The organism is Novosphingobium sp. SG919 (assembly GCF_012932495.1).
GTDB classification, from domain to species: Bacteria; Pseudomonadota; Alphaproteobacteria; order Sphingomonadales; family Sphingomonadaceae; genus Novosphingobium; species Novosphingobium rhizosphaerae.
On sequence record NZ_JABCNG010000001.1, the window covers coordinates 2284423 to 2306904 of the forward strand.

At 61.2% G+C, this 22482-nt stretch carries 19 protein-coding genes and 2 pseudogenes; 10 read left to right on the forward strand and 11 right to left on the reverse strand.

Features of this window, described 5'->3' with window-relative positions:
- The first annotated feature begins 49 nt into the window (after window positions 1–49).
- Genes FHT19_RS10140 through FHT19_RS10150 form a run of 3 tightly spaced genes read left to right on the forward strand, consistent with a single transcriptional unit; the run spans window position 50 to window position 2638 of the window.
- On the forward strand, window positions 50–958 hold the full coding sequence (locus FHT19_RS10140) for a hypothetical protein (protein WP_169474826.1): 909 nt from the start codon (window positions 50–52) through the stop codon (window positions 956–958).
- A 19-nt stretch (window positions 959–977) separates the two neighbouring features.
- Entirely contained in the window at window positions 978–1625 is a 648-nt protein-coding gene (locus FHT19_RS10145; RefSeq protein WP_169474827.1) for a hypothetical protein, read from the forward strand.
- Window positions 1622–2638 (forward strand): hypothetical protein, encoded by a 1017-nt coding sequence (locus FHT19_RS10150; protein WP_169474828.1) that lies wholly within the window; start codon window positions 1622–1624, stop codon window positions 2636–2638. The genes FHT19_RS10145 and FHT19_RS10150 overlap by 4 nt, the downstream gene beginning before the upstream one ends.
- Here the strand turns inward: FHT19_RS10150 and FHT19_RS10155 are convergent.
- Window positions 2635–3400: pseudogene (locus tag FHT19_RS10155) on the reverse strand (IS5 family transposase). The gene FHT19_RS10150 and the pseudogene FHT19_RS10155 overlap by 4 nt on opposite strands.
- Window positions 3401–3441: 41 nt before the next feature.
- Entirely contained in the window at window positions 3442–3711 is a 270-nt protein-coding gene (locus FHT19_RS10160; RefSeq protein WP_169474829.1) for a hypothetical protein, read from the reverse strand.
- 456 nt (window positions 3712–4167) lie between these two features.
- Here FHT19_RS10160 and FHT19_RS10165 point away from each other — a divergent pair, with 456 nt between their 5' ends.
- Window positions 4168–6279, forward strand: coding sequence for an EAL domain-containing protein (locus FHT19_RS10165; protein ID WP_248290389.1), 2112 nt, complete (start codon window positions 4168–4170; stop codon window positions 6277–6279).
- A gap of 202 nt (window positions 6280–6481) precedes the next feature.
- Here the strand turns inward: FHT19_RS10165 and FHT19_RS10170 are convergent, their stop codons facing one another.
- Both FHT19_RS10170 and FHT19_RS10175 read right to left on the reverse strand, forming a co-directional pair.
- A complete protein-coding gene (locus FHT19_RS10170) occupies window positions 6482–7927 on the reverse strand; it encodes a patatin-like phospholipase family protein (RefSeq protein ID WP_169474831.1) in 1446 nt (481 codons plus the stop codon).
- A gap of 391 nt (window positions 7928–8318) precedes the next feature.
- Window positions 8319–9644 carry a winged helix-turn-helix domain-containing protein gene (locus tag FHT19_RS10175; RefSeq protein WP_169474832.1) on the reverse strand — a complete coding sequence of 442 codons (1326 nt, stop codon included), beginning with the start codon at window positions 9642–9644 and terminating at the stop codon, window positions 8319–8321.
- 127 nt (window positions 9645–9771) lie between these two features.
- Here FHT19_RS10175 and FHT19_RS10180 point away from each other — a divergent pair, with 127 nt between their 5' ends.
- Window positions 9772–10419: a DUF998 domain-containing protein gene (locus tag FHT19_RS10180; protein ID WP_169474833.1), complete on the forward strand. Its 648-nt coding sequence runs from the start codon at window positions 9772–9774 to the stop codon at window positions 10417–10419.
- Window positions 10420–10453: 34 nt separating this feature from the next.
- On the forward strand, window positions 10454–11053 hold the full coding sequence (locus FHT19_RS10185; protein ID WP_211184727.1) for a DUF1772 domain-containing protein: 600 nt from the start codon (window positions 10454–10456) through the stop codon (window positions 11051–11053).
- A gap of 405 nt (window positions 11054–11458) precedes the next feature.
- Here FHT19_RS10185 and FHT19_RS10190 read toward each other — a convergent pair whose 3' ends face one another.
- Entirely contained in the window at window positions 11459–12208 is a 750-nt protein-coding gene (locus tag FHT19_RS10190; RefSeq protein WP_169474834.1) for an SDR family oxidoreductase, read from the reverse strand.
- Between the two features lie 99 nt (window positions 12209–12307).
- On the opposite strand from FHT19_RS10190, the gene FHT19_RS10195 reads away from it, so the two are divergent.
- A complete protein-coding gene (locus FHT19_RS10195) occupies window positions 12308–13213 on the forward strand; it encodes an AraC family transcriptional regulator (protein WP_169474835.1) in 906 nt (301 codons plus the stop codon).
- 163 nt (window positions 13214–13376) lie between these two features.
- On the opposite strand, the gene FHT19_RS10200 is transcribed toward FHT19_RS10195, so the two are convergent.
- Together FHT19_RS10200 and FHT19_RS10205 are read right to left on the reverse strand one after the other, a co-directional pair.
- Window positions 13377–15179 (reverse strand): diguanylate cyclase, encoded by a 1803-nt coding sequence (locus FHT19_RS10200; protein ID WP_169474836.1) that lies wholly within the window; start codon window positions 15177–15179, stop codon window positions 13377–13379.
- A 705-nt stretch (window positions 15180–15884) separates the two neighbouring features.
- The gene (locus tag FHT19_RS10205; protein WP_169474837.1) at window positions 15885–16244 is read right to left on the reverse strand and encodes a UrcA family protein; all 360 of its coding nucleotides are present in this window, start codon (window positions 16242–16244) and stop codon (window positions 15885–15887) included.
- 108 nt (window positions 16245–16352) lie between these two features.
- Here FHT19_RS10205 and FHT19_RS10210 point away from each other — a divergent pair, with 108 nt between their 5' ends.
- Window positions 16353–17750, forward strand: coding sequence for a PLP-dependent aminotransferase family protein (locus FHT19_RS10210; RefSeq protein WP_348981740.1), 1398 nt, complete (start codon window positions 16353–16355; stop codon window positions 17748–17750).
- A 48-nt stretch (window positions 17751–17798) separates the two neighbouring features.
- On the opposite strand, the gene FHT19_RS10215 is transcribed toward FHT19_RS10210, so the two are convergent.
- Complete coding sequence (locus FHT19_RS10215; RefSeq protein ID WP_169474838.1) at window positions 17799–18074, reverse strand: hypothetical protein; 276 nt, start codon at window positions 18072–18074, stop codon at window positions 17799–17801.
- Window positions 18075–18604: 530 nt separating this feature from the next.
- Here FHT19_RS10215 and FHT19_RS10220 point away from each other — a divergent pair.
- The gene (locus FHT19_RS10220; protein ID WP_211184726.1) at window positions 18605–19492 is read left to right on the forward strand and encodes an AraC family transcriptional regulator; all 888 of its coding nucleotides are present in this window, start codon (window positions 18605–18607) and stop codon (window positions 19490–19492) included.
- A gap of 385 nt (window positions 19493–19877) precedes the next feature.
- Window positions 19878–20348 (forward strand): annotated as a pseudogene (locus FHT19_RS10225) (transposase); the annotation flags it as partial.
- A 516-nt stretch (window positions 20349–20864) separates the two neighbouring features.
- Here the strand turns inward: FHT19_RS10225 and dmeF are convergent.
- The 3 genes from dmeF to FHT19_RS10240 all read right to left on the reverse strand — a co-directional run.
- Window positions 20865–21881 (reverse strand): CDF family Co(II)/Ni(II) efflux transporter DmeF, encoded by a 1017-nt coding sequence (gene dmeF / locus FHT19_RS10230; RefSeq protein WP_169474839.1) that lies wholly within the window; start codon window positions 21879–21881, stop codon window positions 20865–20867.
- Between the two features lie 17 nt (window positions 21882–21898).
- Window positions 21899–22174, reverse strand: coding sequence for a metal-sensing transcriptional repressor (locus FHT19_RS10235; protein ID WP_169474840.1), 276 nt, complete (start codon window positions 22172–22174; stop codon window positions 21899–21901).
- 78 nt (window positions 22175–22252) lie between these two features.
- The coding region (locus FHT19_RS10240) for a UTRA domain-containing protein (RefSeq protein WP_169474841.1) at window positions 22253–22482 on the reverse strand (230 nt) is incomplete at its 5' end.

Sequence of the window (22482 nt, forward strand, 5' to 3'; positions counted from 1 at the left end):
CACCGATCCAGATTGCCGCAAGGCAACAATCGGCGGGGTCATGGTGTCTTTGCCGCCGGATTTCGCGCCGACAGTGCGGAGGCAGCAAATGAAGGGCAGGATATTGGGTTTCACGACCTCTTCGGGCACAGGCACCATCGCCGGCGAAGATGGCAACCGCTACGGCTTCAGCCAAGCAGAATGGCGAAGCGACCAGACGATCGCGAGCGGCGTGGCGGTGGATTTCGAGCGGCGCGGCAGCGAGGCTGTCGGCGTCTATCCGGTCACCGACTTCGGCACCGGCATGGCAGCGCTCGCCGCGTCTCCGGCACTGGTAAAGGCCCGCGCCCTCGCCACGACCACATTGACATTTCCCCTCGCCATCGTGCTGCTGCTGGCCTCGCTCATGCCGGCGATCAACAGCATCGCGCTGGGTGGGCAGAGCCTCTCGCTCCTCAGCCTGGGTCCGGTCGTTACCGAACTGGCAGACGAAGCGAAGGCGGAGCGCGCGGCGGCCGCAAGCGATGCCAAGGACTTCAGCGAACGCGAGCAGCAGTTGCAGAAAGTGATCGCGACAAGTGGGCCTGCAACACCGATTGGAATGTTCGGTAGCGGCGGAACGGCGGGCGACGCGCTCAAGGAACTGCAGGACGAGCGAGAAAAAGTCGCCGCCAGCCACCCCGGCCATTGGGGCACGTTCCTGCTGAATTTCATGTGGCTGGTCTTTGCCGTGCCGCTTCTCGCCCTGGCCCTGATGGTCATCAGTTGGACCGGGCGCCCGTCGCGCGCCATAGCGCTGCTGGCCGGAATCTCCACCTTGATCGCCTTTGGCCTGCTATGGAATCTCACCGCGCTGGCCGCGGTCGGCGATAGCGCTACCCTCACGCTCGGGTTTGGGGCGTGGATCGTGCTGCTGACCGGCATCGCCCTGATCCTGGCGGCGCGCGGCAAGATCGCAAATCCGCTCGCCACGGCCTGAGCAAGTAGGGCCAGATCCGATGAACGACCACCACAATCCCTTCCAACACGACGTCGAAATCGACATGTTCACCGGCGAAGTTCGCCACCGGAACAATGGCGGCGGGGCGATCATCCTGCTCCTCGTGCTCGCGCCGATCATTATGGCGAGCACAGTTTTCCTGGCCGTGATCTTTCCGGTCGCGGGCTGCGGCGCGCTCGTCGTCGGGTATCTTGTGCAGTCGATCGCCGGCTATTTCGCGCAGTGGCCCACCGACGATCCGCTCGGGGGATGGACGACCGACGACCTCGCCCGGCTCACTGTGATGATCCTGGCAAGCATGGTGGCGCTGTTCTGCCTGCTGCCCGTCGAAGGCTGGGTCAGCCGGCGTTTCGCGCGCTATGTCCAGTTGCGCCACTGGATCAGGGTCTTCGGCCTGGCGCTTATGCTCAACGAGATCGGTGTCGATTACTACTTCTCGCTGATCGGCCAGCCCTGGAACGCGGGCGGCCATGGCCTGCTGGCCGGCGTCACGGCAGACAAGTTGCAGCGGATCGCGGTGTTCGCGGTTGGCATCCATGTTATTTTCCGGCTGATCGACACACGCGGCACGAACAGCAATCTGCTGCAGCGCCTCGGCTTGCCCGGTCGCCGGGCTCGCATCGCAAGAAAGGAAACACGCCGATGAAACGCTCTCTCCGCGCTTTCGCCGTTTTCGCGACATCCACACTTGCCACCTCCGCCACCGGCTGGGCACAAACGCCACCGCGGCCGGGAAATACCGGCTTTCCCGCAACAATGTCCGTCGCGGATCGCAGGCAAATTCTGCAAGTCGCCAATTTCGATCTCAGCGCCGATCTGCGCAACGCGACACGCTATTGCGATGACAAGAAGGTAATCGCGAAAGTCGGGATCGGCCGGCGCGATATCAACAACGACAGCAGGGAGGAGTTCTTCGTCCTCAGCCAGAACGAATGTCCCGGCGACAATGGCAAAATTCATGCCGCCATCGTCTTTTTCGATTCCAATACCAGGCTCTATCAGAACATGCTCGATGTCGACGGGCAGCCCAAGATCGGTGCGCAGAGCGGCACGGACTGGCCGCAGATCGACGTGACCGATGGCGACAAGACAACGAGCTACGCCTTCGTCGCCCGCGACAGCCGCTACCTGCCGCTCTCCACGATCGCCTACCGCAAGAACCTGGCCCTCGCCCGCCAACCCGAAAGGACGCCGCCGAGCCAGCTCCCCACCGCCAGCTGGACGAGGCCCTGGAACCGAGGCGATCTGACGCCGGGACAGCTCGCACAGATCTTTCTGGCGGCGGGCTATAAGCAGACCCCTGATGGCTGGAAGGGCTGCGACGGGACCAGCGACGCCGAGATACCCGATGCCGAGAACGCGATCGTCGATCTCAACGGCGATGGCAATCCCGAAGTCATCGTCCGCGATGACAGCGCAGAATGCTATGGCAACAGCGGCGGGCGGTTTACGGTCTTGTCCCCGGTGCCGGGCGGCTGGAAGAAGGTCGGCGAGGGCCAGGACATCCCCTTCATCCTCGAGAACCGCAGCCGCGCCGGCTGGCTTGATTACGAAGAGGGAGGCCCCGGCTTCTGCCATGCGCGCGATCGCAACGATGGCCAAGGCTACAGAAGCGTCGGGCAAATAGCAGACAGCCCGAATGGCTGCTCCGGTTCCTAGGCGGTAGTCTCGTAAACGCGGAGCCATAGGCGCATTGATGCGAGTTGGACCATGGCAAGGAAGTTCTCGGCCAGCTTGTCGTAGCGCGTGGCGACCCGGCGGAAGTGCTTCAACTTGGAGAAAAAGCGCTCGATCAGGTTCCGCTCGCGGTAAAGCCAAGTGCTGAAGTAGGGCTTTGACCTTCGGTTCGCCTTTGGCGGGATATTGGCAAACGCTCCCTTTTCACGAAGTGACGCTCGGATGCGATCGGTACCGTAGGCCTTGTCCGCAAGGACGATTGTTCCTGCTCCGACGTGATCGAGTAAGTCGTCAACAGCTTGCCCGTCATGACTTTGCCCGGCGGTCAGGCTAACCGGATCGGGAGCCCTTGCCCGTCAACGACCGCGTGGATTTTGGTCGTGAGCCCGCCTCGGGAGCGACCGAGACAACGATCTCGATCCCCCTTTTCGCCGTCGCGGCCTGTTGGTGCGCCCGGATGGACGTGCTATCGATCATCTGGGTGTCGCCATCATGGGCCGCGGTAATGGCGTCCATCATCCGATCCCACACACCAGCTTTTCGCCATCGCACAAAGCGGTTGTAGCAGGTGGTGCGCGAGCCATAACGCTCCGGCAGGTCTCGCCACGGCGCACCGGATCGCAGCACCCAGAAGATGCCATTCAGCACGCGGCGGTCGTCAACACGCGGCACGCCTCTTGGTTTGTTGGGTAGTAGCGGTTCGATCACACGCCATTCGAAGTCGGTCAGGTCATATCGGCTCATATGGAGCCTGAATCAGAAATGCCTGTGGTCAGCAAGGCACATCAGCCAAGCTCCACGATGATACCGTCCGACTGCATTGTGCGACGGTGGTTTGGCATTATTTCCGGCCAAGTTTCGTTATAAATGCGCCGAAATTGCTTGGCTTGATCCCAATCGACAAAACAGCGGCGATGCATCGCTGAGTCAGAGAACCTCCATAGGGGATGGGCCTCATCCCAGATGAAATGCGGAAACATCACGATGTCATCCGATCCTGCGATGACATCACCGCACACGGAACATTCTGTCTTTCCCCGAACGACGATCGCCATGTGATCCTCCCAATAGATCAGGTCACACGATCGACAACAGGGCACAAGCCCGCATCGACATCCGCCTCAATATATGAGTTCACGGCCTAGTGAAGCGGCCGTGGAGCGGGATCGACCGCTTTTCGCAGTTTGGGCAGATTGCCTCGGCCGCCGCCAACCCGCTCGATTTCTTGGCTTAGCCCCCGATCACCGCCGCAACCAACAGCAACGTCGAAAGGCCATGATCGCCACAAAGTAAAGAAAGAGTTGGTGACAGCAGCGACGGTTCCTTCAATCATGCGTTTGGGAGGAATAATTTACCCCAGTTTAACGTGTTTCAAGCATTCTCTATGAATGGCAAATTTTGGCGCTGCACTCGGGAAGGTATGCCGCGTTGCGCTGCACGTTTCGCGAGCCGGTTGCACGTCTCACGCGGCTTTGCTGACCGTGCTAACAAGTCTTTCCGTGTTGACTTCGGTGCTCATTGTCAATTTCCTTGTCTGGAACGCCGACGAGCATGCCGACCGGCTGGCTGCCGTATCGATTTCTGGGGCAATCGATCGCGAACGTTCGCGCATCAGCAACGAAACGTACATCAATGCGCATTGGAACGATGCCTTCGCCCACGCTTACGGGTCTCTGGATGACCCATGGATCGTGTCCCAATGGGGAACGCCGATAGGCTTGGGTTATGTGATCGACGCAAACGGACGGACGTTGTTCGCGCATCTCCCATCCGGGCGTGAGCCACCTCTTGCCGACCTGATCGGACCAAGCACCCTGAAAGCTTTGCTTGCCCGAGTTCCGGCAAACGAGGCGGCAGTACGGCGGCGGGGCGACGCGATGGTGCTGATCGGAAAGGCCGGCACTACTCCGGCTCTGATAGCGTTCTCGCCGATCGTCCGGGAAAATGGTCCGGCAACGCTCGACAAGTCGTCCTATCGCATTTTTGTCGATATCCGCTTGCTCGACGACAAACTGCTCGAAGAATGGGGAAAAGGCTTTGGTTTGCGGCATCTTCGGTGGTCGCGGGATGGCGTCTCCGCAGGGGACGAAGCCTCCACCAAGGTGCGCGATTGGTCGGGCGCGCTGATTGGCACGATTGCCTGGCAACGCCTTGCTCCTGGTTCTTTAGCGGTTCGCGAATTGCTGCCAGTAATCTGCTTGTGCGTAGTTCTGTTTCTGGCAGTTGCTGCCGTTATCGTGCGCCGCGTGCACAGTCTCAATCGAGAGTTGGCAATACAGTCAAACAGCGCGATCGAAGCCGGCCGCCTGGAGCGCGACGCGCGCCTGCTTGCCGACAGCGACGAACTCACAGGGCTGTACAACCGTCGACGTTTCTATGCCGATCTGGAAAATGTCGCCATCCCGGCCAATCTCAACGCCTTGACGGTGGGATTGATCGACCTCGATCGGTTCAAGCCAATCAACGATACGTTCGGACACTTGGTTGGAGACCGCGTGCTGGTGGAGGTTGCCAGATTACTTCGCGACACGGCGGGGCCCATAGCCACGCTTTATCGTTTGGGCGGAGACGAGTTCGCGATGATCCTGAGCCTTGATGGAAAGGCCGCGATGCGGCTTGCGGAGCGGATATGCACGGTCGTGGCGGCTCCGATGAGAATTTCCGACCGACAGGTGAGTCTGGGTGTCTCGATCGGGCTTGGTGCGTTTGTCGATGCTGGCCTCAGTCCGGTCGAGCTTGCCAAGCGCGCGGACCACGCGCTCTATCACGCAAAGCGGGAGAAGCCTGGGCAAGCCGTTCTATTCAACGTCGAATTGGAACGCCGTCTGCTGGACGACCACGTAATTGAAGCGGAACTGCACGCGAGCGAATTCGAAAACGAATTGCATTTCGACGTGCAGCCAATCGTTTCCATGACATCAGGAGCGGTGGTGGGCGGCGAACTCCTGGCACGTTGGACCAGCGCGCGACTGGGGGTGGTCGAACCCCAGCGCTTCATCGGAATTGCGGAGCGCAGTACAGTGATCCATGCGATAACGCGCAACGCCATGCATTGCGCTTTGGAACTGCTGGAAGTTCTGCCGCCAGACAAGACACTCTCCGTCAACGTATCGGCCTGTGATCTGCATTGCGCCGATACGGTGGATGCGATTCTTGACATGGTCCGCAATTCGCGGGCTGATCCGTGCCGCCTTTGTATCGAGGTGACCGAGACGGCAGTGATGCGAAACCTTGATGTTGCCGTCAATGCGCTCCATCGATTTCGCGCAATTGGCATGCAGGTTGCACTGGACGATTTTGGCACAGGCTACTCCAGCCTTAGCAATCTTTATCGCCTGCCGCTTGACAAGGTAAAGATCGATCGGAGCTTCGCCTTGAATTTCGATAATATTTACAGCGTGTCGATCGTTGACGCGATCGTCAACCTTTGTCATTCTCTTGGCCTGGTCTGTATTGTGGAGGGAGTTGAGACCACCTCGCAGGCCGTCAAGTTGCAAAACATCGGCTGCGATCTCATGCAGGGCTATCTCTTCGGCTATCCGCTGAATGCGAAAGTCTTTGCCACCCTTGCCTCGCATTGGTTTGCACAAAAGGAAGATGACCGCCCGCGCATTGCGGGCTGATACGAGTTTTCGGCCCCCCTTTATGTTGAAGCGCTGCATCACGATCAGTGTGCTGCCAGGCACCGCACGCACGGAAACATTGTGACCGATTGGCGGCGGAGTGCCGACTACCCAGCGTGCGCGGCTAAGCGCAATGACAACAGTGCAAATCATGGAGGGTTTAAGTAACCCCGATGACGCGCGGTGACTCCAATTTACCCGCTTAGTTTTGCGGAACGGTGTTCCATTGATTGCGCTGCCCGCGTGCTCGCCCGTAATCGAGCAGGCAGGACATATAGCTGGCAAAGAACTGCACCGGGTGATGTTCTTCATCGTCCTGTTTGTGCCAGGCGTCGCAACTCTTGCCTTGGTAGAGATGGTCGCCGGGCAGTTCGGCGGGACGGCCGTTATCCATCAGATTTTCGTTGCTGATATAGGCCATACGCAAACTGTCCGCCTGCGCTTCGACCATGCCGACCGACAACTGATAGACCTGATTTTCCAGGATATCGACAGTCCGCAGGCCCAGCGTGGTCAACAGCCAGCCGTCTTGCGGATTTTTCAGGTCGCCATCGTGCCAGGGACTGATAGACAGGCGCGTATTCGTCAGCAGCGTGACATTGGCCCTGCCCGATCGCTGCGCCATGGCCTGCGCGTCCTTGATCTCGTGCAGGAAGACGCCAAAGCGTGCCCCTCCATCGACGAACAAGTTGCGGCGATGCTCCTCCGGGTCGCTGCCGACAAGGCGAATGCGCAGTTGTACGGGCTTGGCGCCGACGGGGACGGAGGAGGACGCGATCAAGCTTTCGACATAGGCCTGGCGCACCTGCAGCATGCGTGTGGCGGTCGCATTGCCGTCGAAAGCGGACAGCGCGAGCGCGGTCAGGTCGAGCGCATAGCCATAGCCATCGTCGACATCGGTCACGCCGACGTAGAGCTTCCGGCCGCGACATGCTTGCTGTGCTACGGCGCGGATCGTGCCGGGGCTGATGAGGGCAAGCAGACGCTTGCGCAGCGGATCGAGGCTGCCCTTCGCCCCATGCGCCAGCATGCCGATGCCGCCAAAGGGATATGGCCGCAGGATGTCCGTCTCTTTGCGGATGCTATACGCTAGAGCGAGATCCTCGATGTCGCTATGTCCAGGCTTGGGCGCCGTCGCATTGTCCGCGCCGGGCAGCGTCTCGGCCGCCATGCCGCCGACCCATTTGTAATCGCGGTCGTTGGCATCGGGTCCAGCCCCCGCCCTGTCGAGGTCGGTTCGGCGCAGAAAGAGAAACGTGGATTGGAGCGACCCGGTGCTCACGCCCGTCACCACGTCGGCCAAGGGCGGCAGCAGGTTTTTGTCCTGCAAACCCAGAAACATGCCGGCGCCGAAGGCACCGTTCAGACTACCGCCCGACAGTACCAGATATTGCGCGCCCTCGCTATTGGACGTCATGGGCATGACAACGCCCAGCTGGACGCAATTGCCGGCGCCGCCGCCAAGGGCCCGCATGTCCTTGCGCGAGGCGGCATAGGCTTCACGCGCGAAGGTCGTCAGATCGTCCGGCGTGGCTTTAGGCGCATTGCCGTGAGCGGTGGCGACGATGCGCGTTGCCCGAATGGCGATGGGACTGATTTGTCCGGGACGCTGGTGCGCGCATCCGGACAGAACAAGAACTGCGGCCATTACTCGCAGCGTGTGTCGCAACATCTCATTCCCCCCAAAGAAATGTGGTGTACAGCGAGTTTTTATGTTGGCGACTCGTATTGAATAAACCGACTTTTGCAAAAAGTCACGACGCAGGAGGAGCAAGAAGGAAATTAAATTTTGTCGATGTTGCGCTACTGCTTGGTTTGAGGATATCCTACTCGAGGTACGGCTGTAGACTATCTGCACTCCTTCAACTTTGCTGACCAATGCACCAAGTGGCGCGCCCTGAAGCTTGCCGTTCGTTGCCGGTTTCGGCCACCAGAACCGATGACCGGTTCCGACGTCCCGATCTGGGATCGGCAATGACCGCTGTCGCGGCGTGAACGACTGTACCTCGCTGGCCAATCAGCGCAGAATCAATCTGGAGTTAGTCGCCAATGACTTTTCGAACCCGGCCGAGCTTGGCCAAAACCGCCCGAAAGCGAGGCTCCTGGCGGAGATGCTTGAATGCAGGATCGACCGCCAGAGCGCAGATTGGCTGGGCGCGTTCGACTAAAGCAGTCTCGAGCCAGTCCAGCGCCGCACTCACATCGTTCTGAGCGGCATAGACCGTGGCGATATCGAACGCAGAGACATAGCGATGGCCCCGCGCGGCGAGGAGCTCGTCCAGAAGCCCTTTGGATTCCGAATGCCTTCCCGCGAGTGCCAGGGCGGCCGGCACATCGGCAGCGCTGCCGATTGTCACGCCGGCGCGCGAGCGAAATATTTCGAGGGCGCGCTCGACATCGCCCAGGCGCAGCCAACTGCGTGCCCGTATGGATTTGGCATGCGCGAACTGGGGGGCAAGCTCGAGCGTGGCTTCGGCCTGCGCGATCGCCTGATCATATTGCCCGGCATAATAGAGGCCCATCGCAATGTTGGCGTTGATATTGGGCGCTAGCGGCTCGATAGCCTGGGCGCGACGAAGGTGGAAAAAGGCCGCTTCGAAGTTCTGAGCGCACATCGCCTGCAGTCCCATATAATGGAACGCCGCGAGGCAGTCGGGATTGAGGCCGAGGGCGCGTCGGTAGCAGACGTCGGCTGCAGCAAAGTCGAACTCGAACATCGTGTTGATATGGCCCAATTGCGCATGGGCATCGGCAAGGGTTGGGTCCGCCTCCAAGGCCGCAAGGGCGGCACCGTGCGCCTTTGGAAAGACATCCCTTGGCGGGGCGAGTCCAAAGACGCCCAGAAGGGCATAGCCAGACGCAACGCAGGCGTGTGCCAGCGCAAACTGCGGATCGATCTCGACTGCCTGTTCGAGCTGCTCCAGACCACGCTGCAGCGTGTCGCCGCCCGGTCTGGTCAGCGCGGACCAACCAGAGACGAAGAGTTGGCTTGCCTGCGGGTTGGCGCTCATGCGGCGGGACAAAGCGCCTGGTTCTTTTTTCTCGGTTCCGGCAATTTCAGCCACGAATCGGTAGCCTCGCCTCGGCTCTGTGACGATGAAACGCTTGTCGTTTGGCCTCTCGCCGAGCGACCTGCGGATCGCGGAAATGCATTTTGCGAGGCTGTTGTCCTCGACAGTGACGTCCTTCCAGATCACTGCCATCAAATCCCCCTTGGGCACCAGGACACCGGGGTGGGAAGCAAGGTAGAGCAACGCGTCCAGAGGACGACCGGTCAGATCGATCGGGTTGCCGGTCGCCCGGGCGACAAGTCGTCGTCGCTGGGGATCGAGCAGGAAGTCGCCGAATGCCAGGATCTCGGTCAAAGCGGTTTGCTTCCCAAATTTCAGGGTTTTTCACACCCTTTGGTCGCGAAGAAGGTTTAAGCATGGGCTTTGCGGCTTGTCGAGCGGTGCAGTCGACGCCCGGATCGCTAAAATTAGGGGTAGTTCAATGGTCGAAGGCTTGCCGTCGAGACATGCGCTGCTAACACCGGCGGCGGCAGCGATGGGCTTCTTCGTCTATTTTGTGCTTGCTCTCCTGCTCATGCACGCCATCCGACCCGACTATACGATCCTAGATCACATGATCAGCGACTATGCAGTGGGTCCTACAGGCTGGATCATGACTACCGCCTTCATATCGCTTGCCCTTGGCTGTCTGGCACTGGCGATCGGGCTGTTTCGGGACGGTCCGAAATCGTGGCTCTGCTGGATCGGCGCCTCTCTTCTGATCGTTGCCTTCATAGGGCTAGTCGTGACCGCATTGTTCCCGACCGACCTTGAGACCGCACCGACGACGCAAACTGGCAATATCCACACCATCAGCTTTCTGGTGAACGTCGTGAGCGTCCTTGTTTCGACCCTGTGCCTCGCGTTCAGTTATGATGGCAGCCCGGACTGGCGGGACCGTCGAGCGCCAGCCCTGATCTTCGCCGGCCTACTTGCCATCGCCTTCGTCGGACAGTTTCTAACGCTGCATCGTGGCGCGCCCTATGGCATCGCGAACCGGGTCTTCATCGCGATCCTGATGGCATGGCTCATTTTGAATAGTGTCTGGCTCAGGCAGGTTGCCGACAAGGCGCGTCAACTTGAGAGCTGACCGGGGCGCCGCACGCTTCCTATTAGGATTTGTCATGGCTAGAGAACAGGCAACAAAGGCGTTCCTCTGGTTGGCGGTGCTCGCTGGCGGCCCACTCCTCGGCGCAAAGCTGTTCGATCTTCTGGTCCTCGCAGGCGCGTGGAGTGCCAATCCGCCGCAATCTCTCGCGATGATGCCCTATGGGAAGGCATGGCCAGTCGATACCGGTGTGTTTTTTATCCCGTTTTCGGCCGCAATGCTGGTTGCGGGTTTTGGAGCGCTAGCTGCGGGTTGGAAGACGCCGTGGCGATACAGATGGCTGCTCTGCCTCCCATCTGTTGGTATTCTTTCGTTGCTCATCCTCACGGTGGCAGCCTTCTGGCCGATGAACGCCGCCCTATTCTATCACGGCGCCGGCTCGCCAAAGGACAGCATCACCGACGCACAATCCATCGCCATGGCGCGACTTTGGGTGCAGCTCGATTGGGTGCGTATCGCGGGCGCCGCTGCGGCCTTTGTCGCAGCCATCAGCGCGCTGACCTTGCCTTGGCCACAAGAGGTTGCCGCAAAGGATCCGCCCGTCGTGCACGCGCTTCTGATCCTTGCGCTCTTGGGTGTCACAGCCTTCGCGATCTGGTTTGTGTCGAATGTCTAGCCTGCCTCAAAGCGGCCATCCCACCGCGGCAACGACATTGACGGACGGTCGCTTTCAGGAAGATGGCGTTTCATGCCGAAGTACGGCAATCGCGGCGGTCTTGGCGAAGGCCAGGGCGATGGTCCATTCGGAAGTTCACGCCTCAAAGTTGCCGTTTCAGACATAATGCCGTCTCAATCATACCGAGGATTTGACCTCGCATAATCACGGGATAACGAAGCCATTCAATAACGGTACGCCGCCGCTTGGTGATGTCGAAAGTCCGCAAGCATGGCACGATCTGAGGAGGAGAAGGCTTTGCCCGATCACTTCTCAACTCACACAGACAGTTCATGCTTGAGACCCGGTTATCCCGAGGCAGGCGCGAAAGGCTGCTCGGGACGCGAGTAGCCTCAGTGTTCGTGCTCAGCTGGCCTCGGCCAACCACTGCACGGCATCGTCGCCCGCCGCGATCTCAAGCGGCGCGGTCGGGTCGGTTGCGGCCCGCCACACCGCTTCGGCCACGTCGATCGCGTGGGTAACCGGGCCGTTCTCATCGCGGAAACCGGCGATCATGTTCTCGATCATCGGCGTGTAGTCAGGATTATCGAGACCACGCAGATGCGGCATGGCATTGTTACCAAAGCTGGTCTCGGGTGACCGGCCGGGAAGCACGATATGCACGCGCACCCCGAATGGCGCCATTTCGACCGCGAGGCTCTCGGTCAGCGCGTTCACCGCCGCCTTGCTTGCCCGGTATACGCTGACCAAGGGCAGCGGCTTGAGCGTCACCGTCGATGTGACGTTGATGATCGCGCCACTGCGCCTTGCTCGGAAGGACGGCAGAATGGACTGCACCATCGAGAGCGTCCCCAGCGTGTTCGTCTCGAACAGCAGGCGCGCCGTCTCCGGCTCGATGAGCTCGATCGGCACTGCGGCGCCAAAGCCAGCATTGTTGACCAGCACATCGACCTCGCCCGCCTTGACAAGTGCCTTCGCGATGCTGTCGGGGTCGGTGACGTCAAGCGGCAGTATCGTCAGATGGTCGGACGCGGGCAAGACATCGGCCTTGGGCTGGCGCATGGTTGCGATGACTTTCCAGCCCCTTTCGAGGAACAGGCGAGCGGTTTCGAGACCGAAACCCGAGGAACAGCCGGTGATCAGGACGGTAGGCATGGGGAAACTCCGATGGCGTGGTTGCCTGTCTGGATATGGGTGCGGAATGCGGGACGTTCTATGGTTGAACGTCCCAGATTCTTTGGCCATAGTCCTGCAATGACCGTTGACCCGCTTGCCGAGATCGTCACCTTGCTCCAGCCCTCGGCGAGCTATTCTAAGCTCGTCGAATATGCTGGGCGCTGGCGCGTTCGCCGCGATATCGAGGGAAAGCCGGTCTTTTTCGCGGTGCTGGAAGGGGCGTGCCGGGTCGTGTCACCGGGTCGGCCACCGCTCATCGTGCGGGAAGGTGATTTCGTGCTGTCCCCTTTCACCAACGATCACATCGTCGAGAGCATCGACGCTCCGCCGCCAGCGATCGCCATGATGCCGAGGGCCATCGCCGAAGGGCGGTTCCGCGTCGGCCCTCCCGGCGAACCGGTCAATCTGAGGATGCAGGTCGGGCTGTGCAGCTTTGCCTCGCCCAATGCCGCCTTGCTCGTCTCGCTGTTGCCGGCGATGATCGTGGCGCGCGAGCAACCGCGACTGGCGCTGCTGCTGCAACTGGTGGGCGATGAGACCCGCCACGCCCGACCGGGACGCGATCTAGTGCTGGAGCGCCTGCTGGAGGTGTTGCTGATCGAGGCGTTGCGATGCGGGGCCGATGTTACTTCCGTGCCGAGCGTCGCGCGTGGGTTGTCGGACACGCGCCTGGCCTGCGCCTTGCGGGCGATGCATGCGCGGCCTGCGCAAAGCTGGACCGTCGTCGCTCTTGCCTCCGAGGCGGCGATGTCGCGTTCTGCGTTCTTTGCGCGTTTCAGCCGCATTGTCGGACTGCCGCCCATGGAATATCTGCTGTCATGGCGCATGGCGTTGGCCAAACGCTTGTTGCACCAACGCGAGTTGACGATCGACTATATCGCCGCGCAGGTCGGCTATGGTTCGGCGAGTACGTTCAGCACCGCCTTTGCTCGCCACGTCGGAATGCCGCCTATGCGCTATGCCCGGGCGATGATGGCGAATTAGCAAACACACTCGGCTTCCGTTGGGGCCAGTCCTTCGCGATTGCTGCTGGATCGAGCCTCATGCCCCATCGCGCAGTCATTCGGGAGTGACGAGCCCAGGATGAATGTGAGGCAGTTTTCGGCAGTGCCGTCGGGGCTCTCAAGCGACAGCTTTGTCGGCGCGATCAACCGTGCGCCTTGTCCAGCCGTGGTTGGGCGCAGACAACGCGATTGCGTCCGGCTTTCTTGGCACGGAGTAGGGCTGCATCGGCGGTCTGAAGAACCTTGTGCGGCTCACAAATCTCGGGTGTGCCCGCAACGCCAAATGAGGCGGTCACCGTCCCCAGGTCGCCGCCGTCCACGCGCAACTTCAGTTCGCTGATTCGCTGACGCATCAGTTCCGCGCGGTCGATGGCCTGTTCCACTGAAAGACCTGGAAGGAGGAGTAGAAACTCTTCGCCGCCAACCCGTGCGGCAAATCCGCCATCCCGCAAGCAGCCTTTCAGGGCGGATGCCACCTCACGCAACACCACGTCGCCGGCATCATGACCGTAAGTATCGTTGAAGCGTTTGAAATGATCCACGTCGACCATGATGCAACTGAGGGGGTGGGGATGCTGCTGCGCCATGGCGATTTCAGCTTCCAACACCGCCTCAAGGTGGCGCCGATTGGCGAGCCCGGTCAACGGATCGGCCATGGCCATGGCGCGCAACGCTTCCCTCAGGCGCAAGTTGGCGACGGCCAGAGCAATGTTCTCCGCCAGCACCGTAAGATTGGCTTCGGAAGCCGCATCGCTCTCACCGGCGCGATGACTCTCCAAATAGAGCAGGCCCAGCGTTTCGCGCTGAGAGGTCAAGGGCAGGCAAATCGAGTCGATCGAGCGATCCTGCTCCTCGATATGGGCGCACGGAATATCTATGCCGTCACCGCCGGGCCGATGCGGCAGACCGCGCCGCAGCGCCCAGCAAGACAGGGGCGGAAATTCCGGCGGGGAAGAAGTGGGAGAGAGCCAGGACCCCGCCTCGACCATCACTTGGCGCGTTTCATCCAGCAGATACAGCCTGCCAGCATAGGCCGGCGCGATCTCCGGGATAAAGCATTCGATCACGGATTTGAGATCGTGAAAGGTGTCGCTGGCCTGCATGCGCTGGGTCATGCGCGAAAGCATATCCCGGATGGCGCGATCACTGCTGCGTTCCTGCTCCAGCCTTTGTCGCGCCAGACCATTGTCGCGAAAGGTTCGGATGGCGTGAGCCATATCACCGATCTCGTCGACGTGGGCGAACTCGGGCGGGATGGCGGCGTAATCTTCCGCCGCAAGTCGCGCCACCACATCGCTGAGCTTCACCACCGGATGGATTACCCGCCTGCGGAAAATGAAATACATCACGCAGAGGAACAGGGAAGCGGTGACGGCAAGCGCCGCTTCCGAGGCTGACCTCCAAATTCGCGCCAGGGCCGTGGCACCGGCAACCTCCGTTTCGGTGCGCTGATCGAGCTGGTATTGGAACTTGTCGAACTGGGCCATTGCCCGGTCGAGATCGCGTTCGTAATCGGCCCCGAACAGCCGTTCGATGGCCAAGGACTTGTTGGCCTTCCGGCGTGCGGTAATAGCCTCCTGCTGCTCGTCCTGAAGCTCGTCGATGGCTAGCATGCCAGCTTTGAGCGCGTCCAACTCGTCCGACGATGCGCCTGCATCCAACATGCCGCGCATGCGCTGCTCCACCGAACGCAGGCCTTGGCCTGCTTGCTGATAGGCAGCCAGATCTCGTGCATCTCCGCTGATGACGAATTGCCGCGCCAGACCACTCAGAGCACCTTCCTCTTCCACGATCTTTTCTGCGGCTCGATCCAGCAAGGCGCGTTCGGCAACCGCCGTGCGTTCCTCATCCTGGGCGTGGGAAGCGAGCAGCATCGTTCCCCCGGAAATGAGGGACAATACGACGGTGACGCCATAAGCCCAGTTCGTGATGGTCGTCAGTCTCATGTAGACTGGCTATAGGGCGAGTACTTAGGAGTGATTAACCACAAAGCAATATTCGCGCCGGCCGACCTGTGCCCTTGTTCGACGGTCCACTTTCGATGCATCGTCGCGCGCCCAAGATCCGCAGCTTCGACGGCGATTCACGTGGTTCCTGGCTCGAGGCCACTCACGCCGTCCACGCATCCGCATTGACAGTGAACGATTGTATCACTCGCGGCTCATTCGCAGTTCGAAGTCAGCGAGTAGAAAACAGACTTACTGCTGTTTAGGTCGATCGGTTGCGAGCTGCTTTGCGCAAAGTCGCGTCGGCAGCCATGCTTGGGTCAAAGTGGCAGGAGATTGGCTCGCGTCATGGAGAATAAGTGCAAAACCCAGCCGTGGAACCTTGCCGATCGCATCAGCAGCATCGGTGACCCAGCCTTGATCATCATGCTGTTACCCGGGCCACGCCCGATTTGAACACCCTCCGGCGTTTCAAGGCAGGTATCACAATTCCGATAATGCGCGTTCGATCCGGTTCGCTACCGCGCACGGCTTCGCTGACGCGGGCTCCGCAGCGCATAACGGTGCCATGGTCGACCTGTTCGTTCGACCCGGCTGAAAGTCCTGCGGGTCGGGCTCCGAGATCGAAATCGCATGGGGTGGGGCATGCTCCACCCCATGCGCTCATCTCGATCTATACCGAAATTGACGTCACGCGCGCGGACGCTAACGATGCGCGGCCCACCATGCGCTCAGCTGTGTATCGCCGACTTGGCGGACGGCGCTATCCATCGCCTGATGCCAGCAAGGGGACCGGCGCACCGCCGCTTGTACCTGGGCTAAGCTTTGGTCCGATGCGCCGCAGGCCTGCATGGCAGCCTTTCCCAAACGCACGATGTTATGCCGCGCCATGGCGTCGCTGCGCACCGGCGTGGTGGGCCGGTGCACCTTGATCTCAACCCGCTCGCCAAAGGGATCGGTGTGCGCGCTGGACGGCACGGCCCAGCCGCTCAGCACCGCCAGAGTGGCGAACAGCATCGGGGTGGAATGTTGCCTGAAGCGGTACAAGCCTTGGGAATTCATCATCTCAACTCCATGCGGGAACGAGCCTGTCTCTGCACTTCAGGGGCTGGCCGTGCCATGGACAATGCAGTACGATAGTAATGAACCGTACTGATATGATGGAGAGTACACTTGCAGCCGCAGCACGCGCCTAGCAGCACCAAGGTGGAACAGGTGATGGCCCTGATCCAGGGCCGGATCGAGCGCCGCGCGCTGGCCGCAGGCGCACGTCTGCCATCAGTGCGGGCGATGGCGGACACTTCGGGCTTCTCCAAATCGACGGTGGTGGAAGCCTACGAGCGCCTCGCCGCGCGGGGGACGATCCATGCGCGCCCCGGATCGGGCTTCTATGTAGCACCGGTGCTCGCCCCTTTCACGATCGCCGATGCTGAACCCGAGCGCGAACGAGAGGTCGATCCGATCTGGGCGCTGCGTCTCTCGCTCAACGGGCGGCCCGGCGCGCTCAAGCCCGGCAGCGGATGGCTGCCTGAAAGCTGGCTGCCCCAAGAACTGCTGCGCAAGGGATTGCGCCATCTGGCACGCCATGGCGATGCTGACACGCTGCTGGGCTACGGCTCACCGCTAGGGCTCGGTTCGCTGCGCCAGCTGATCGCCCGGCGGCTGGCGGATCAGACCATCGAAACCACACCCGATCAGATCCTGCTCACCGCCTCGGGCACGCAGGCGATCGATCTGGTCTGTCGCTATCTGATCGCACCGGGCGATGTGGTGCTGGTGGACGACCCAACCTATTTCAACTTCCACGCCCTGCTGCGCGCGCACCGCGCCAGGGTGATCGGCGTGCCCTTCACGCCGCAGGGACCCGATGTGGAAGCCTTCGCGGAGGCCGTGACCGCCCATGCGCCGCGGCTCTACATCACCAATTCGGCGATCCACAATCCCACCGGCGCCACACTTTCGGCGCAAGTGGCACGGCGCGTGCTGAAAATTGCCGAAAGCGCCGGCATGGTCCTGGTGGAGGACGACATCTTCGCCGATTTCGAAACCACCCAGGCCCCGCGCTACGCCAGTTTCGACGGACTGGAACGGGTGATCCGCGTGGGCAGCTTCTCCAAGTCGCTCTCGGGCAGCCTGCGCGTCGGTCATGTCGCGGCGCGGGCAGATTGGATCGCGGGCCTGGCCGACCTGCGCATGGCCACCGGCATGCCCGGCAATACCGTGGGCGCCAACCTGGTCCACCAGATCCTGACCGACGGCAGCTATCGCCGCCATATGGAGCAGATCCGTGCGCGCCTTGCCGATGCGCGTGGCAATGCGGTCCGTCGCCTGAAGGCCCTTGGCCTGACGCCCTGGATCGAACCTTCGGCGGGCATCTTCTTGTGGTGCCGCCTCCCCGCTGGCATTGATGCCACTGCGCTGGCGCGCCGCGCGCTGGAGGAGGATATTGTGTTGGCGCCGGGCAATGTCTTCAGCAGCAGCCAGACGGCCTCGGGCTTTATGCGGTTCAATGTGGCGATGATGGATGACCCGCGTATCGATGCGGCTTTGGGACGGTTGTGCACAGGGTGAATGGCGCTTTCGGCCTGCGGAGCTGATTTGCTGCAGGGTCTGTTGGTTTTAGGCCATGACCGCCAGATCGGCCACGGCCTGCACCAGCGCATCGACGTCGTGCTCGCTCGTATAGACCTGCGGAGCGGCGCGCAGCACTGTGTCCAGTCCGTGTGCCGCCATATCGATGGGCGCTTGCGCCTTTTCCAAAACGCCGATGCGAATGCCTTGCCGCGCCAAATCGGCCATGACCTGAGCATCAAGAATACCAGCAATGCGGAAGGCAACGATGGCGGAAAGATCCTCTCCGCTTTCCATCACCCTGACGCCGGGCAGTGCGCTCACCGGAGCCGGACGTTGTTGCGATGATGATGGTGCCCACGCCCGATCCAGGCATGGATGAAGCGGGTCATGTCGACCATCGTCTGCGGTTTGCGCGGCGGATCGCGGTGCCATGCTTACCCTTCGATGAGGCCGGGCAACGGGCTCTCATTCTGGAAGAGTTGCGATGTCGCGGAGATCTCAGAGCGTCAGCGCGCCAGATGGCCGCAATTGCGATGGACGGTAATCCCCGGGAACGTTTGGCCCGAATAACGGCCCCGTCTCTGGTTATCCATGGCACTGCCGACCCGTTTTTTCCACTGCCTCATGGAGAAGACACGCTTCGGCCATTCCTGGCGCGTGCCTGTTGGCCATCGAGGGGATGGGGCACGATCTGGCTCGACCTTTCCATCCTAGAATGATCGGTGCCATCGCGCAAATGGCGCTGGGCATCCCGCCGAGGGGAAAGTAGCGACAGGCATTGCGCAAGATCGGTCGAGCGGCGATCATACCGGCATGGCTAAGAGGCAGGGCCACCAGTAAGGACGTTCCCGATGTCTGCCGCCAACACCAACGAAGCCCGTTATCTGCTGCGTATGCAGCGGGTGGTCGATCATATCGACCGTCATCTCGATGGCGATCTGGGGCTTGATGTGCTCAGCGGGGTTGCAGCCTTTTCGCCCTTCCATTTCCATCGGCAGTTCAGCGCCATGTTCGGCATGTCGCTCCACCGCTATGTGCAAATGGCGCGGATGAAACGGGCAGCTTCGCGCTTGGCCTATCGCGCGGATACCGTAACCGACATCGCGTTCGACGCCGGTTATGAGGCGCCCGACAGCTTCGCCCGCGCCTTTCACCAGCGCATGGGTCAGGCGCCTTTGGCCTTTCGGGAGCGGCCAGACTGGGCGGCATGGGAGGCGGCAATGGCGCCGCTCTCCCGGGCAAGGAGCCAAGTCATGACCCAACACTTCTCGAGCGAAGATGTAACCCTGCGCGAGGTGCCCGACACCAACGTCGCCTTTATGAGCCACCACGGCGATCCGCAGAGCCTTGGTGAAACGATCCGGCGCTTCATCGCATGGCGAAAGGGAAAAGGGGTGCGCGCCGCCGATCACGCCACCTACACCATCTTCCATACCGACCCAGAGATAAGCGGCCCTGACGCCTATCACATCGATTTGGCCACCGAAATTCGCCGCCCACTGACTGCTGAGGATGAAGGCGTGGAAGTCGGCCCGATCCCGGGCGGGCGTTGCGCCGTGCTGCGGGTGATGGGCAGCAGTGACGATCTGCGCCCGGCGGCTGAATTCCTCTATGGCACGTGGCTGCCCGCCAGCGGCGAGGAACTGCGCGACTTCCCGCTCTATGCTCAGCGCGTCCGTTTCTTCCCCGATGTTCCCGAGCATGAAGCCATCACCGACCTGTTTATGCCGTTGCGTTAGGCAGTCGGACCTCGACCCAGAAGTCGTAGGCCGTTGTCAGTGGATGATGAACGAAAGGCCAGCTCGGACGGGTGATATTTGGCTGGCGAAGGGCGGCAATTAAGGCAGCACCGGCATCACCCGACCAGATCACGCCGTCCGGCAACGAGCTCTTGTAAGTCCGAACACGCTGAAACCGGAAATTGGAATATGTCTGACGATCCCGGCGGCAAGCGCCGCAATTCCGGACGTTCGGGCGCCTGAGTGTACGCCGGAAGCGGTCGTTTGTTTATCAATGTCGCTGGCCCCATGAATGGCCTGGGTTGGTGGATTGTGTTGAAAAAGCCGGGCTTGCACTTGGGGTAAGGGTCTGATTCAGCATTAGAATGCTGAAGGATGCCAAGCCATGATGGGCGAGCGCCGGGTGGCGCAGGAGGCCCTGTTCTACGAGTTCAGCCTGGATCGGCATGTCCTCGCCGACCATCTGCTGCGGGCGATCGACCGGTTCGTGGACCTGTCGGGCATGCGCGAGCACCTGCGCGGCTTTTACAGCGCGATCGGTCGCCCTTCGATCGACCCTGAGCTGATGCTGCGGATGCTGATCGTGGGGTACTGCTTCGGCATCAGGTCGGAGCGCCGCCTATGCGAGGAGGTACACCTCTACCTGGCTTGCCGCAGGTCCTGCCGTCTGGGGCTCGACGGCGACGTGCCGGATCACTCGACCTTTTCGAAGAACCGCCATGGTCGTTTCCGGGAGAGCGACCTGTTTCGCCAGCTGTTCGAAGCCACCGTGCGGCGCTGCATTGACGAAGGGCTGGTCGGCGGCGACCGCTTTGCTGTCGATGCCAGCCTGATCCGGGCCGAAGCCAACCGGCAGACTTATGTCGAGGGTACGCAAGGCCTGCCCGCCGATCCGCAAAGCCGTGCTGTCGAGAAGACTCGAACAAGAGCACAACCCATTTATTTTAAAAGACTATTTTTCAACTGGGGAAATTCAGTCCCCCGTCTAGTCCCCCGTTCTCCGTACCCTGCATTTTGCTACGCAGCCAGTGCAGCTGTTCGCATCGCGCGCAAAGGCCCGCGAACGGGTTAGCACGTCAACGTGTCTTACGTGAGGAACGTAATTTTGGCTCCGTAGCGGCGCACGGCGGGTACGTAGGTCCACAACGGGCTGTGCCCCTTCGAGCCAGCCCTGCCATAGCATCATAGATGGCAGGGCTGGCGACTTGCCCAGCTATTGAAGCCGCTACTGTGGGCCCGATCTGTATCGCTTCACAATTATTCCCGTCGCCCGCAGCGCCGCAGCGGGCAACTGGTCATTGCTTTGAACACCCGGCGCGCATGCAACGCGCGGCACCGCGTTGCAGACCGAAGCAGGTCATGGCCCTACGTGTCAGTGCTGCTCGATGGTCAAGTGGCGCAAAGACTCGATGCCGTTGAGGCGGTCCCGCAAGACTGGAGTAGCAAGTGGCGCGCCCAGCGTGCGCACACTTATAATCGCCGCGTGCGCGTCAGGGCCGATGCGCCAAACGTGGAGGTCGGTCAGTTGAACATCGCCCGCGGCATTCATCTTGGCGCGAACAGCGGAAGCTATGCCGGCGTGCGTGCGGTCCAACAACACTGCTGCGGTATCCTGCATCAGTGTCCAGGCCCACCGCGCAATGACCAGACCACCCACGATGCCCATGACTGGATCGAGCCAGACCCAGCCCAGATAACGGCCAGCCAGCAGCGCCAGGATCGCCAGAACGGAAGTGAGCGCGTCGGCGAGCACATGGACATAGGCAGACCGCAGGTTGTTGTCGCCATGTGCGTGATGATGGTGCCCGTGCCGATGATCGGTATCATTGTCATTGCCATCGTCATCGTCATCATGATGGTCATGATGGTCATGATGATCATGATGATGCGAATGGCCATGGCCATGGCCATGGTCATGACCGTGGCCCAGAAGAGCCGCGCTGGCGATATTCACTGCCAGGCCGATCACGGCGATAACCGTTGCCTCGCCAAAGGCGACCGTGGCGGGCGTGAACAGCCGCACCAGCGATTCCACGCCGATGGCCAGCGCGATCAACGCCAGGACAAGCGCCGAAGCAAAACCAGCCAGATCGCCTACTTTGCCGGTGCCAAAGCTGAAGGCTGGGTTATGAGTATGGCGCCGCGCATAAGCATAAGCCAGTGCGGCAACGCTGAGGGCTCCGGCGTGCGTGGCCATGTGAAAGCCGTCAGCCAACAGCGCCATCGAGCCGGTCGCATAGCCGGCTACAATTTCCCCGACCATCATGGCCGCAGTCAGCATTACGACAAGCCGGGTGCGGCGCGCGTTGGCATCATGCGCTGCTCCGAGGAAATCATGGTCGTGGGCGGCCGCGGATACCGCGAGAGTATCCGAATAGTGAGTGCTCATGGAAGTCGCTCCCTTGCTCACTTTGCGTAACGGCGGATGGCTGCGATAAGCGCCTGCGCGCCCTCTTCGCGGTCTTCGTTGGAAAGCCCTGGTGCGGCGACATGGGCCTTGAGATGCGACTCGATCAGTTCATCGATCAGGCCACCCATCGCCCCGCGTGCTGCAGCGGCCAGGTGCAAAGTTGTGGTGCAATCGCCGCCTTCTGCAAGCGCGCGTTCGATGGCCTGGAGTTGACCGATAAGACGTCTCACTCGCTTGACGAGTGCTTCGGAGTCCATGCTGAGATGTGCCATAGGGTACCCCCCTACCCTATATGGGCGCGAAGTCAACGCATGAAACCCGCGATGCCCCAAACGAACCCTATGCGGGCATCACCAGGATGGGAGGAAGCGCCCCTCTAGTGCGTGATCTTCGCCCGGGTACCACAATCTGGCGAAGGTCACCGGAACGTCGCCGTTCCAGATGCGGCGCTCTACCACCAGACAGGGCGCACCTTCAGGCACTCCCAGATGGCGCGCGACAACGGCGGTGGCGCCGCGCGCGATGATGCGGTGGCGAGCCTCGGTCCAAGGCACGTTGGCCAGCAGCCAAGGGCCGGGAC